Annotated in this window: 7 protein-coding genes, 2 tRNA genes and 2 rRNA genes; 5 read left to right on the top strand and 6 right to left on the bottom strand. The window is 60.8% G+C overall.

The annotated features are described in order from the left end of the window. Positions 1-3 precede the first annotated feature (3 nt). Both ACIGJG_RS16480 and ACIGJG_RS16475 read right to left on the bottom strand, forming a co-directional pair. Positions 4-654, bottom strand: coding sequence for a Vgb family protein (locus ACIGJG_RS16480; RefSeq protein WP_483672546.1), 651 nt, complete (start codon positions 652-654; stop codon positions 4-6). Positions 655-691: 37 nt separating this feature from the next. Continuing rightward, positions 692-1,915 (bottom strand): helix-turn-helix domain-containing protein, encoded by a 1,224-nt coding sequence (locus ACIGJG_RS16475; protein ID WP_483672545.1) that lies wholly within the window; start codon positions 1,913-1,915, stop codon positions 692-694. A 165-nt stretch (positions 1,916-2,080) separates the two neighbouring features. Between ACIGJG_RS16475 and ACIGJG_RS16470 the strand changes: the two genes are divergently transcribed. After that, complete coding sequence (locus tag ACIGJG_RS16470) at positions 2,081-2,551, top strand: universal stress protein (protein ID WP_220631098.1); 471 nt, start codon at positions 2,081-2,083, stop codon at positions 2,549-2,551. Between the two features lie 23 nt (positions 2,552-2,574). Here ACIGJG_RS16470 and ACIGJG_RS16465 read toward each other — a convergent pair whose 3' ends face one another. From ACIGJG_RS16465 to ACIGJG_RS16450, 4 genes are all read right to left on the bottom strand, one after another. Further along, positions 2,575-2,853 carry a DUF1488 family protein gene (locus ACIGJG_RS16465; RefSeq protein ID WP_011299329.1) on the bottom strand — a complete coding sequence of 93 codons (279 nt, stop codon included), beginning with the start codon at positions 2,851-2,853 and terminating at the stop codon, positions 2,575-2,577. A gap of 106 nt (positions 2,854-2,959) precedes the next feature. Then, entirely contained in the window at positions 2,960-5,062 is a 2,103-nt protein-coding gene (locus tag ACIGJG_RS16460) for an FUSC family protein (protein WP_011299328.1), read from the bottom strand. 398 nt (positions 5,063-5,460) lie between these two features. After that, positions 5,461-6,705: a nucleoside recognition domain-containing protein gene (locus ACIGJG_RS16455; RefSeq protein ID WP_011299327.1), complete on the bottom strand. Its 1,245-nt coding sequence runs from the start codon at positions 6,703-6,705 to the stop codon at positions 5,461-5,463. 76 nt (positions 6,706-6,781) lie between these two features. Further along, positions 6,782-7,168, bottom strand: coding sequence for a DUF488 domain-containing protein (locus ACIGJG_RS16450; RefSeq protein ID WP_011299326.1), 387 nt, complete (start codon positions 7,166-7,168; stop codon positions 6,782-6,784). A 679-nt stretch (positions 7,169-7,847) separates the two neighbouring features. Between ACIGJG_RS16450 and ACIGJG_RS16445 the strand changes: the two genes are divergently transcribed. From ACIGJG_RS16445 to ACIGJG_RS16430, 4 genes are all read left to right on the top strand, one after another. Next, positions 7,848-9,381: ribosomal RNA gene (locus ACIGJG_RS16445) — 16S ribosomal RNA — on the top strand. 64 nt (positions 9,382-9,445) lie between these two features. Then, positions 9,446-9,522 (top strand) — tRNA-Ile (locus ACIGJG_RS16440). Between the two features lie 11 nt (positions 9,523-9,533). Further along, positions 9,534-9,609 (top strand) — tRNA-Ala (locus ACIGJG_RS16435). Positions 9,610-9,907: 298 nt separating this feature from the next. Further along, positions 9,908-12,788: ribosomal RNA gene (locus tag ACIGJG_RS16430) — 23S ribosomal RNA — on the top strand. The 16S and 23S rRNA genes sit together here with 2 tRNA genes alongside, the layout of an rRNA operon. The last annotated feature ends 69 nt before the right edge of the window (positions 12,789-12,857 follow it).

Genomic DNA, 12,857 nt, shown 5'->3' with positions numbered 1-12,857 from the left:
CGATCAGGTCTGTGAGGCGTCCTTCCGTGGACGGCGGACGGTCCTGAGCTTGCCGCTGCTTCCACCGCCGCAGAAGAACCGGTCCGCGCCATCGGACTCAAGCCCCGATACCGCGACGCCCGCAGGCATGTCGAGTCGTTCCAAGACCTCACCCGAGCATGGGTCGATGCGCCGCAAGTCGCTCTCTTCACCTTCCCATGTCCCATGCCATAGCTCACCGTCCACCCAGGTAACCCCGGTCACGAAACGGTTGGATTCGATCGTGCGGAGCACCTTGCCGGTGTCGGGATCGATCTGATGGATCTTCCGTTCGCGGTACTGTCCCACCCAGAGCGATCCTTCGGCCCAGGCCATGCCGGAATCGCCGCCGCCGCCCGGGGCCGGAATGGTCGCGAGCACGTGGCCGGTCTGAGGATCGATCTTCTGGATGCGGCTTTCGGAGATCTGGTAAAGGTGCCGGCCGTCGAACGCCGTCCCGGCGTGCGCGGGGATCTCGATGGTGCGCACCGTCTGCCCGCTCGCCGGATCGAGCGCGTTGAGCCTGTCTCCAGAGCCAAACCACACCTGGCGCCCGTCGTAGGTAACGCCATGGATGGCCTCCACGCCGGCAAAGGGCCCGTATTCACGAATGACTTCCGCTGCGGATCGCTTCATGTTCGTGTCCTCGTCACTGGTTGATGTGCGTTTCATGCTAGCTGCCGGGTAGCGGCCCAGGGAGTAACAAGGTCGTCGCGAATCCGGGTATCGGGGGGGTGATCCACCGGCGTGCACGCCCATGGCCGATCGGCTGGACCTTGCCGGTCGCCGCCAGTGCGTCGAGCGCGCGCTGCATGGTGCGCTGGCTCGCGCCGAGCGCCAGCGCCAGGGCGGAGCTTGACCACGACTCTCCGTCCGCGAGGCAGGCGAGCACGGTGGCATAGGCGTCTTCGACCGGCAGCGCCAGCACAACGACTCCAGGCGCGTCACGTGGTGCCAGCGCGTAGCCGTGCCTTGTCGCGGATACGTCAGCGAGCGGCCCGAGTGCAGCGCGTAGCCGTCCGATTTCCACGCGCAGGCGCGCGCGATGCGAGGCATCGGCGAATTTCATCCGGAACGCACGGGCGATCAGCGTGTCGCGGGGCACATCACCCGGCCATGCTTCGGCGAGCGTGCGGGCGAGCGAGAACAGAACCGGCCGCCGGGCCAGCGGAACCAGGGTGGCGGCGTCACGTACGACGAGGCGGCATGCGTCGACGATCAGCGTTCCGGATGCCAGCAGCGCTTCCACCTCATCGAGCATGAGCAGCCGTTCACTGCCGCGAGAGATCCGTCGCGCGGCCGGGGTATCGAGGACACGGGATGCGGCTTCGACCTCCGCCATCAGCGCCGGGATGCCTGCCTGACGGGCTGCGTCCCGGGCACGGGCGAGCGCGGTGTGCGCCACACCGGTTTGCAGTCGCCGGATAGCGATGCCGGCGACTGCGAGTTCGTGCGCGGCGTGCAGGGCAGCCGGAAGAGGTGTGGCGGGGTCAAGGCCGGCAAGCATATGGTCAGCCGCCTCAAGCTGGCCAATCAGCAGCAGGCGGCGCACTTGCAGATAGCGCGCCTGCGCGGCGTTGGCGCGGTCGCCGTGCGCTTCCAGTGTTGCCCGCGCAGCGTCGAGCGCCTTCACAGGCCAGTGCAGGTCGCGTGAAACCAGCGCGATCTCGGCTTCGGCGACAACGCAGCGCGCACGGGCCATGATCTCCTTCGGACCGAAGGCACGTGCAGCATTGCGCAGCAACGCCTTCGCGAGCGAAAAATCGCCGAGCTGCGCCATTGCGATCCCGCGCAGTGCGAGCGCTGGCGCATCGTCGCGCAGGGCGACGCGGTTCAGCGCGCCGAGCGGGTCACCGGCCGCCAGCGCCCGGGCCGCGGCGGTGATCAGGGAGTCCATCCGAATCCCACCACACTTGTCTTTTCCACCGTTGGAAGGTTGGGCCTAATCTAGCACACGAGATCTGCCGATAGGCCGCTCCGCGTGCCGCTGGCAGCACGTGTAGTATCGTCCTGGCGGCCCTTGCGCCGCCATCCCCTTTTTCTGTCTGTGGAGGTAACGAAGATGACTGGCGCGGCGTACAACAAGATCGTGGTGGCGGTCGACGGCAGCAGCACGTCGACCTTGGCCTTGAACGAGGCGGTTCGGATCGCGGGCCCCGGCGGCGCAACGGTGCTCGCGCTCTATGTGGTTGACAACGCGATGCCGCTCTTCGATGCCGGCTTCTACGATCCGAGCCAGGTGCAGAAGGCAATCGTCGAAAGTGGCCAGCGTGCGCTCGAAGATGCGGCCAGCCGACTGGCAGCCGCCAATGTGAAATACGAAACCCGGCTCGTCAGCGATGCAGCGGTGCCTGGGGACATCGGTGCGTCCATCAACGAGGCTGCCCGCCAGTGGGGCGCCGACCTGCTCGTGATCGGCACGCACGGCCGCCGCGGTGTCCGCAGGCTGGTGCTGGGGAGTGTGGCCGAAGCGTTGATCCGGCAGTCGACCATGCCGGTGCTGCTTGTGCGCGGCGAAGGCGCTGCGGACTGACCCGGTCGGCAGTCCGGAAATCGTTACCCGGCGAAGCGGAAATGTCCGCTGCGCAGCACGATCTCGCGGGCCTCGGTCAGCTCGAACAGGCTTTCCGCCAGTTGTTCGATACGCTGGCGATTGCTGGTGAAGGCCGCCAGCAAGTCTTCTTCGCGCGGAGAACGCGCGCCAAAGTGCGCCTCCAGTGCTTCCGCCGTGACGGAATACTGGGTGGGGCTGCCGTTGACCGTTGCAGGACAGGACAGCCTCAGGCTGGCCGCGCAGTAGGTCGGATTGGCGCGAGGAAACGAGACAGCGGACATGGCGTACCCCTCGTGCGGTCGACGAACGAATGAGAACATTCTAGGACATCGGCTGCTGCGGTAAAGGTGGCCAGATCAAACGCTGGCTGGGACAACCGGATTGCCATTAGGCGCTCCGCGCGTAGCCGAACGGCGCAGCGGCTGACTCCGGCCTTTGCAACGCCTTGGCGACGGCATGCGCGGCGGCAATGTGCGCGTCGGCGTAGTCTGCTTGTTCGGCCAGGAAGCGCTCGAATGGAAGCACCGGCAGGAACTCTGCTGCCTGTCCCTTGTACTCGGAATGGCAGTCGGTCCCGCCGGTCCTATATCCCGGGCGCACCGCGACTTCCGCGAGCCGGGTCTCCAGAGCCGCCAGGGCGGCCTGCACCGGTGCGCGCGGGAGCTCGGCGAACGAACCCGACTCTGCGCCGGCCCGTACCACGCCAGCCAGCGCCGCCATGCGGCGTGCGGTGGCGTGCATCTGTGCATAGGCCTGCGCGGCATCGGGCGACAGTCCGTGGCCATGCTCGTCCCGCGTACGTTCCGCGCGGGTCGATGCCCGTCCGGCCGAGATCCGCAAGGCTTCGAGCCGCGCGGTGCCAGCTGCACCCGAGCGGGCTGCGATAAACGCGGCCCGAAGATAGACGGCATTGACGGCAAGCGCGTCGAAGGCGTGTCGGAACATGCGCGAACGCTCCACACGCGGCGCCAGCACGTAGTAGCTCGCCAACGCGATCAGGCAGCCCAGTGCCGTATCGATGCCCCGCAGGGCGGCAAAGTGGCTGCTGTCGACCGCAGGCGCCCCTATCCATGAGAACAGGATGACCGCCGGCGTCAGGCAGAACGCAAAGCCGGCAGGCTGCGCCGCGAGCCGGCTTGCGTATGCGCCGGACAGGAACAGCGCGCTGATGCCCAACGCTACCGCTGGCTCGGGATGCAACAGGCCAATCGCGCAGGCGAGCAATGCTCCGGCGAGCGATCCGGCGAAGCGCTTGAGCGAGATCTGGCGCGTGGTCTGCAACTGCGGGCTTAGCACCATGATGACGGTGACGGCGACCCAGTAGCCGTGATCCACATGCCACCACTGCGCGGGCAGCAAGCTCAGGCAGCCGCCGAGGGCCAGACGGATCGCATGGCGGCCAGCCAGTGCGTCGCGGGCCGTATGTTCGCGGAGCGCGCCGCGCAGGCGGTCCACGACATGCCACAGGCCGCGCCGTGGCCAGGCGAATCCGGCACGCCAGCGTTCGAAGTCCGGGTGTCGCGCCAGGGCCGCGAGCGCTGACTGGTATGGCGGCGGCGCACTGGCGTTGGGCACCGGCGCAACCAGCCGCCGCAGCTCATGCCGGAGTGCCACGCCCAGGGAAGGCAGGTCCGCCGCATGCCGGGCCATCGCGTGGCGGACCTGCTCGTGCGCATCGGCCATGCAGCGCGCGATGTGCCGCAACGGCAGAGAGTGCGCGGGGCCGGCGCGTTCACGCAGTTCCGCCGCGACAATCAGCAGGCCGAACAGGGCATCCGCGATCCCGACGACATACGCGTAGTGGATCAGCGCGTAGGCGTCCCGCAGGTTGCGGCGCGCTTGGATAGCGCGTCGTGCCGCCTCGATATGGTTGCGGATGTCTTGCTTGCAGGCGGTCAACGTCCGCGCATCGCCGCCGTCGGCGAGTGCGGAGGCGAAGCGTTGAAGCGCGGCATAGGCGGCTTCGGTCTCAGGGCGCGGACGCATTTCGCGGCGCGAGGGAATCAGAGCGAGGCAAACCAGGCAGGCGAATGCCCCGCCCCGCAGGTATCCCAGCCCGGAATCCAGCAGGTGGGCGGCGACATCGTGGCTTGCGACAGGCTGCAGGCAGGCGGCGATCAGCACCACATAGAGCAGCTTGGCCGAGATCGCCGCAGCGGGGCCGCGCGTTTCCGCAAAGCCCGCGGCTAGGCCCGCGACCAGCACGACAGGTACAGCGGCAAACGGGCTGAAGGCCACGGCGGCACCGATCGCACTCGCGACTGAGCCACCGATGCCGACTGCGCCAAGGCTCGCAAGACGTTGAGCGGCCGTGCCTTCCCGGTCGGCGAGGCATGTCCAGATGGAGGCGGTCGCGGCCCAAAGGTAGTTTGTCTGACCGCTGAGCCAACCCATGCCGGCGAGAGCGATAAATGAGCCAGCATAGATCAGGCCGCGGCGGATCAGCGCGGGGTCAGGCCAATAGCGAAGCAACAAGGGTAGGACTGGCATAGGCGTGAGCGGGTGCTGTGGCCACTCTACGACAGCGTATGTTGCGATGCAACAAAATCGCGAATTGCTCCCTTGTCTGCAATGATTTGCGCCACTGATGCCGCCACCACCGTCAATGGTGACCGAAGCGATACATATCCCCGCTGCAGGCACGTCTCGCCCAGAATTCCGATGAGAGCGGGGGCTTATGCCGAAATTTGGGCAAAAAAAACCCGCGCAGTGTTCTGCGCGGGTTGGAATCCACCGAGGTGGTGGAGGAGACAGACTTCACTATACACGTCTTGCTGCGACGCACCAAGCCGACCCTCGGGAATGTTTGCTTTCTGACACAATGTTGTTGTCCTCTTACAACAGATGATGACGAACCACGCTACTGTGCGCCTCATGAGGCGTTTTTGCTATCGAAAAAGATAGGCGGCGCCCACCGCGCAGAAGAGCCCGGCAACGTCAGCAAACAGAGCACACCCAAGCGCATGGCGCGTATTGTGCACATTGACGCTGCCAAAATAGACCGCCAGGACATAGAAGGTGGTTTCGGTCGATCCCTGGATGATGGCAGCCAGCCGCCCCTGGAAGGAGTCGACGCCGTAAGTGGTCATGACATCGACCATGAGTCCGCGCGCGCCGGCGCCGGAAAGTATTTTCATCAGCCCGACCGGAAGCGCCGGGACGAAATCAGTGTTCAGGCCAAGCCAGGCGAAGCCCGCGGACAGCCACTGCATCAGGATGTCCATGCAACCGGTCGCGCGGAACAGGCCGATCGCGACGAGAATCGCCACCAGATACGGGATGATCTGGACCGCGACGCCGAACCCTTCCTTGGCGCCGTCGATGAATGCCTCGTAGACATTCACGCGGCGTATCGCCCCACATATCAGGAACACGGTGATCAGCGACAGGATGAAACCGCTACCCGCCAGGGCAGTGAGCCGGCTGACCTGGTCTGGCGGCGCGTGGCGAAGCCAGACCAGCAGCCCGCCTACGCCAAGCGCGCCCAGCGCAAAAGCGGCCAGCACCACAGGCCGCAACAGGTTCAGCCGCTGCACCCAGGCAACGGCCAGCAGGCCTGCCAGGAACGAACCGCCAGTCGCCAGCAATGTCGGCAGGAAGATGTCGGCCGCATTGAACCCGACCAGGCCTTGCTTGATCGCGATCGCCTGCCGCATGGCGATGACCGAGGTTGGAATCAGCGTCAGGCCCGCCGTGTTCAGCACGATGAACATGATCTGCGCGTCCGTGGCGACATCCGGGCGCCGGTTCAGCGTCTGCAATTCCCGCATGGCGTTCAGGCCAAGCGGCGTCGCCGCGTTGTCCAGCCCGAGCAGGTTGGCCGAGACGTTCATCATCATGGCGCCCTGGGCGGGATGGCCCTGCGGCACGCCGGGGAAGAAGTGTCGCAGAAGCGGGTTGACAAGTCTGGCGAAGGCGTCGACCACGCCGGCCCGCTCGCCGATGCGCATGATGCCAAGCCACAGACTCATCACGCCGGCCAGTCCCAGTGAAATCTCGAACGCCGTGCGGGCGCTGTCGAACAGGCTGGCCAGCATGGCGGGAAATACGGCGAGGTCGCCGTTCGCGAGCCGAATGCAGGCAGCCAGGAACGCAATCAGGAAGAAGCCGAGCCAGACGAAATTCAGGACCATCGGAAATAGGAGCAGAGAGGGAGCGCCGCCGTGGGGCGGCGGCCCCGCGCGGATAACTGTGGCAGTGGAAGCTGTGTCAGCCGATCACTGCGCCGCGCTCGGCGAGTAAATCGCGCAGTACCGAGCGGTGGCAATGCGCTTCATCCTCGCAATAGCAACCGATCGAGAAGTTGGTCTGGTGTGACAGGGCCGCGAGCAGGTCTAGCGTACGGCTGGCATCGGGTCCGGCCATTTCCTTGCGGAAATGCCTGACGAAGGTGCGCCAGGCCTTGTCGTCCGTGGCCGCGAGCGCCTGGGCAACCAGTTCTGGCGTCGGTGATAGGACGGGATACCAGACGTCATAGAAATCGCGGCTCGCGAATTCCGCCTTTGGCACGCCGCGGGGCGGTCGTCGGACAGTGCCGATGCGAAGCCCTTCATCGGCGGCGCGGGGGGATCCCAGTCGAACGATCCGGATTGTCATGGAAGTTTCCGCCTGGGCGGTAGCGCTTGGTCAGGCCTTGATCATGAATCATCGTGTCGTGCATGACAAACATCCGCACCTCCGCCATTGCATTCCTCTACCAAGTCGCTCGGGGAGCCACACACCAATAGGCACTCTATATAGAGAAGCCTCGATTTGGTCCGGTAGCCTAAGCTGAAAGAGAATAAGTGCGGCGGTCGCCGCTTTATGGGGTTTGGCGATTTATTTCACCAAACCGCTTGCCAAGCCTGACTTGCTGCCGTACTATTCGCCCCCTCGCAACACAACGCGGCGCTGCAAGGCAGGGCTGATAAGGGCTGCGGGGCAACTGGGTGGTTCGGAGCGAGAGAGTTAGCGCGACGAACCGAAGCAAAAAAAGTGCTGACCCGGTTGACGAAACGAAGAAAGCTCTGCATAATCTCGTTTCTCTGCTGCTGACGCAGCGACGCAAACGGCAAAGCCGGTGCGGGCCCGAAAGGGCGGGTTCTTTAACAACCAAACAACCGATAAGTGTGGGCGCTGGGTAGCGGACGCACGAAGTCTTCGGGCTTCGGAGCTTCAAAAGTTACAAAGTGCTCGCACAGCAAAACGTGACTGGGTCTACGGATCTGGTCAGTCAGTTTTCTGAGAGTGAGCGACCGCTCGAAAGAGCGAGGTGCTTCGGCACCACACAGAGATTGAACTGAAGAGTTTGATCCTGGCTCAGATTGAACGCTGGCGGCATGCCTTACACATGCAAGTCGAACGGCAGCACGGGCTTCGGCCTGGTGGCGAGTGGCGAACGGGTGAGTAATACATCGGAACGTGCCCTGTCGTGGGGGATAACTAGTCGAAAGATTAGCTAATACCGCATACGACCTGAGGGTGAAAGCGGGGGACCGGTAACGGCCTCGCGCGATAGGAGCGGCCGATGTCTGATTAGCTAGTTGGTGGGGTAAGAGCCCACCAAGGCGACGATCAGTAGCTGGTCTGAGAGGACGATCAGCCACACTGGGACTGAGACACGGCCCAGACTCCTACGGGAGGCAGCAGTGGGGAATTTTGGACAATGGGGGCAACCCTGATCCAGCAATGCCGCGTGTGTGAAGAAGGCCTTCGGGTTGTAAAGCACTTTTGTCCGGAAAGAAAACCCTTGCCCTAATACGGTGGGGGGATGACGGTACCGGAAGAATAAGCACCGGCTAACTACGTGCCAGCAGCCGCGGTAATACGTAGGGTGCGAGCGTTAATCGGAATTACTGGGCGTAAAGCGTGCGCAGGCGGTTTTGTAAGACAGGCGTGAAATCCCCGGGCTTAACCTGGGAATGGCGCTTGTGACTGCAAGGCTAGAGTGTGTCAGAGGGGGGTAGAATTCCACGTGTAGCAGTGAAATGCGTAGAGATGTGGAGGAATACCGATGGCGAAGGCAGCCCCCTGGGACATGACTGACGCTCATGCACGAAAGCGTGGGGAGCAAACAGGATTAGATACCCTGGTAGTCCACGCCCTAAACGATGTCAACTAGTTGTTGGGGATTCATTTCTTCAGTAACGTAGCTAACGCGTGAAGTTGACCGCCTGGGGAGTACGGTCGCAAGATTAAAACTCAAAGGAATTGACGGGGACCCGCACAAGCGGTGGATGATGTGGATTAATTCGATGCAACGCGAAAAACCTTACCTACCCTTGACATGCCACTAACGAAGCAGAGATGCATTAGGTGCCCGAAAGGGAAAGTGGACACAGGTGCTGCATGGCTGTCGTCAGCTCGTGTCGTGAGATGTTGGGTTAAGTCCCGCAACGAGCGCAACCCTTGTCTCTAGTTGCTACGAAAGGGCACTCTAGAGAGACTGCCGGTGACAAACCGGAGGAAGGTGGGGATGACGTCAAGTCCTCATGGCCCTTATGGGTAGGGCTTCACACGTCATACAATGGTGCGTACAGAGGGTTGCCAACCCGCGAGGGGGAGCCAATCCCAGAAAACGCATCGTAGTCCGGATCGTAGTCTGCAACTCGACTACGTGAAGCTGGAATCGCTAGTAATCGCGGATCAGCATGCCGCGGTGAATACGTTCCCGGGTCTTGTACACACCGCCCGTCACACCATGGGAGTGGGTTTTGCCAGAAGTAGTTAGCCTAACCGCAAGGAGGGCGATTACCACGGCAGGGTTCATGACTGGGGTGAAGTCGTAACAAGGTAGCCGTATCGGAAGGTGCGGCTGGATCACCTCCTTTCCAGAGGCGCGCGTTCTGCGTGCTCAGTGTCCACACTTATCGGTTTGTTTGCTGTTACAGCCAAGGGTCTGTAGCTCAGGTGGTTAGAGCACCGTCTTGATAAGGCGGGGGTCGTAGGTTCAAGTCCTACCAGACCCACCAAGTTATCCGAGGGGGGATTAGCTCAGCTGGGAGAGCACCTGCTTTGCAAGCAGGGGGTCGTCGGTTCGATCCCGTCATCCTCCACCACCGCTTACGAGCGGGACGGAAGTACCTTGGTTTGGTTGGCCAAATGCAAGCGCTCTGCGCAAGAGTGTTTGCATTTGGCATTGCCAAGCGATCGCAAGATCGGCTGTTCTTTAACAATATGGGATGTAGTAAAGGTGTCGCGCGAGCGTTGATGAGACGCTCAGTTGTATAACGCGATACCGGGTTGTGATTGTATCAACCAAAGTATTTAAGTGATCGAAAGATGACTTGGAATACGGCACAAATGCGAGAACTCAACCTGTAGCGAGACGGTGTCCTTGAGACACACTTGTTATAGGGTCAAGCGAACAAGTGCATGTGGTGGATGCCTTGGCGATCACAGGCGATGAAGGACGCGGTAGCCTGCGAAAAGCTTCGGGGAGCTGGCAAACGAGCTTTGATCCGGAGATGTCCGAATGGGGAAACCCGGCCCGAATGGGTCATCCCTGACTGAATACATAGGTCAGGGAAGCGAACGCGGCGAACTGAAACATCTAAGTAGCTGCAGGAACAGAAATCAACCGAGATTCCCAAAGTAGTGGCGAACGAAATGGGAAGAGCCTTGTACTCTTTAGCAGTGTTGTTAGCAGAACGGGATGGAAAGCCCGGCCGTAGCAGGTGATAGCCCTGTATGCGAAAACAGCGTTGTGGAACTAGGTGTACGACAAGTAGGGCGGGACACGTGAAATCCTGTCTGAAGATGGGGGGACCATCCTCCAAGGCTAAATACTCGTGATCGACCGATAGTGAACCAGTACCGTGAGGGAAAGGCGAAAAGAACCCCGGGAGGGGAGTGAAATAGATCCTGAAACCGCATGCATACAAACAGTCGGAGCCTCGTAAGGGGTGACGGCGTACCTTTTGTATAATGGGTCAGCGACTTACATTCAGTGGCGAGCTTAACCGATTAGGGCAGGCGTAGCGAAAGCGAGTCCGAACAGGGCGATTAGTCGCTGGGTGTAGACCCGAAACCAGATGATCTATCCATGGCCAGGTTGAAGGTGCGGTAACACGTACTGGAGGACCGAACCCACTAACGTTGAAAAGTTAGGGGATGAGCTGTGGATAGGGGTGAAAGGCTAAACAAATCTGGAAATAGCTGGTTCTCTCCGAAAACTATTTAGGTAGTGCCTCGTGTGTCACCTTCGGGGGTAGAGCACTGTCATGGTTGGGGGGTCTATTGCTGATTACCCCGCCATAGCAAACTCCGAATACCGAAGAGTGCAATCACGGGAGACAGACATCGGGTGCTAACGTCCGGTGTCAAGAGGGAAACAACCCAGACCGCCAGCTAAGGTCCCCAAATATGGCTAAGTGGGAAACGAAGTGGGAAGGCTAAAACAGTCAGGAGGTTGGCTTAGAAGCAGCCACCCTTTAAAGAAAGCGTAATAGCTCACTGATCGAGTCGTCCTGCGCGGAAGATGTAACGGGGCTAAGCCATATACCGAAGCTGCGGACGCACAGTAATGTGCGTGGTAGGAGAGCGTTCCGTAAGCCTGTGAAGGTGTCTTGTAAAGGATGCTGGAGGTATCGGAAGTGCGAATGCTGACATGAGTAGCGATAAAGGGGGTGAAAGGCCCCCTCGCCGTAAGCCCAAGGTTTCCTACGCAACGTTCATCGGCGTAGGGTGAGTCGGCCCCTAAGGCGAGGCAGAGATGCGTAGCTGATGGGAAGCAGGTTAATATTCCTGCACCGTCGTATGATGCGATGGGGGGACGGATCGCGGAAGGTTGTCCGGGTGTTGGAAGTCCCGGTCCCTGCAGTGGAGAAGGCGCTTAGGCAAATCCGGGCGCGTAATTCAAGGCTGTGGGGCGAGTGAGCTAGGCTCGCGAAGCAATTGGAAGTGGTTCCAAGAAAAGCCTCTAAGCTTCAGTCATACGAGACCGTACCGCAAACCGACACAGGTGGGCGAGATGAGTATTCTAAGGCGCTTGAGAGAACTCGGGAGAAGGAACTCGGCAAATTGGTACCGTAACTTCGGGATAAGGTACGCCCTGGTAGCTTGACTGGCCTGCGCCAGAAGGGTGAAGGGGTTGCAATAAAATGGTGGCTGCGACTGTTTAATAAAAACACAGCACTCTGCAAACACGAAAGTGGACGTATAGGGTGTGACGCCTGCCCGGTGCCGGAAGATTAAATGATGGGGTGCAAGCTCTTGATTGAAGTCCCGGTAAACGGCGGCCGTAACTATAACGGTCCTAAGGTAGCGAAATTCCTTGTCGGGTAAGTTCCGACCTGCACGAATGGCGTAACGATGGCCACACTGTCTCCTCCCGAGACTCAGCGAAGTTGAAGTGTTTGTGATGATGCAATCTCCCCGCGGCTAGACGGAAAGACCCCATGAACCTTTACTGTAGCTTTGCATTGGACTTTGAACCGATCTGTGTAGGATAGGTGGGAGGCTTTGAAGCGTGGACGCTAGTTCACGTGGAGCCGTCCTTGAAATACCACCCTGGTTTGTTTGAGGTTCTAACCTTGGCCCGTGAATCCGGGTCGGGGACAGTGCATGGTAGGCAGTTTGACTGGGGCGGTCTCCTCCCAAAGTGTAACGGAGGAGTTCGAAGGTACGCTTGGTACGGTCGGACATCGTACCTAAAGTGCAATGGCAAAAGCGTGCTTAACTGCGAGACCGACAAGTCGAGCAGGTGCGAAAGCAGGACATAGTGATCCGGTGGTTCTGAATGGAAGGGCCATCGCTCAACGGATAAAAGGTACTCTGGGGATAACAGGCTGATACCGCCCAAGAGTTCATATCGACGGCGGTGTTTGGCACCTCGATGTCGGCTCATCTCATCCTGGGGCTGTAGCCGGTCCCAAGGGTATGGCTGTTCGCCATTTAAAGAGGTACGTGAGCTGGGTTTAAAACGTCGTGAGACAGTTTGGTCCCTATCTGCCGTGGGCGTTGGAATCTTGACGGGGGCTGCTCCTAGTACGAGAGGACCGGAGTGGACGTACCGCTGGTGTACCTGTTGTCTCGCCAGAGGCATCGCAGGGTAGCTATGTACGGAAGAGATAACCGCTGAAAGCATCTAAGCGGGAAACTCGCCTGAAGATGAGGATTCCCTGGAGGCTTGACCTCCTTGAAGGGTCGTTCGAGACCAGGACGTTGATAGGCTGGGTGTGGAAGCGCAGTAATGCGTTAAGCTAACCAGTACTAATTGCCCGTAAGGCTTGATCCTATAACCAGTGTGTTTTAGCCTGGTGAGTCAATCGCCTTGTGCCGATACAGCACAACCCAACGCTACAAA

Source organism: Cupriavidus sp. C1SS-2L, assembly GCF_057073735.1.
This window is presented reverse-complemented; position numbering and strand designations above follow the sequence as displayed.

Bases quoted from the DNA above. Each gene is read 5' to 3' on its own strand.
- ACIGJG_RS16480 (WP_483672546.1), bottom strand. From the start codon at position 654: ATGAAGCGATCCGCAGCGGAAGTCATTCGTGAATACGGGCCCTTTGCC.
- ACIGJG_RS16475 (WP_483672545.1), bottom strand. From the start codon at position 1,915: ATGGACTCCCTGATCACCGCCGCGGCCCGGGCGCTGGCGGCCGGTGAC.
- ACIGJG_RS16470 (WP_220631098.1), top strand. From the start codon at position 2,081: ATGACTGGCGCGGCGTACAACAAGATCGTGGTGGCGGTCGACGGCAGC.
- ACIGJG_RS16465 (WP_011299329.1), bottom strand. From the start codon at position 2,853: ATGTCCGCTGTCTCGTTTCCTCGCGCCAATCCGACCTACTGCGCGGCC.
- ACIGJG_RS16460 (WP_011299328.1), bottom strand. From the start codon at position 5,062: ATGCCAGTCCTACCCTTGTTGCTTCGCTATTGGCCTGACCCCGCGCTG.
- ACIGJG_RS16455 (WP_011299327.1), bottom strand. From the start codon at position 6,705: ATGGTCCTGAATTTCGTCTGGCTCGGCTTCTTCCTGATTGCGTTCCTG.
- ACIGJG_RS16450 (WP_011299326.1), bottom strand. From the start codon at position 7,168: ATGACAATCCGGATCGTTCGACTGGGATCCCCCCGCGCCGCCGATGAA.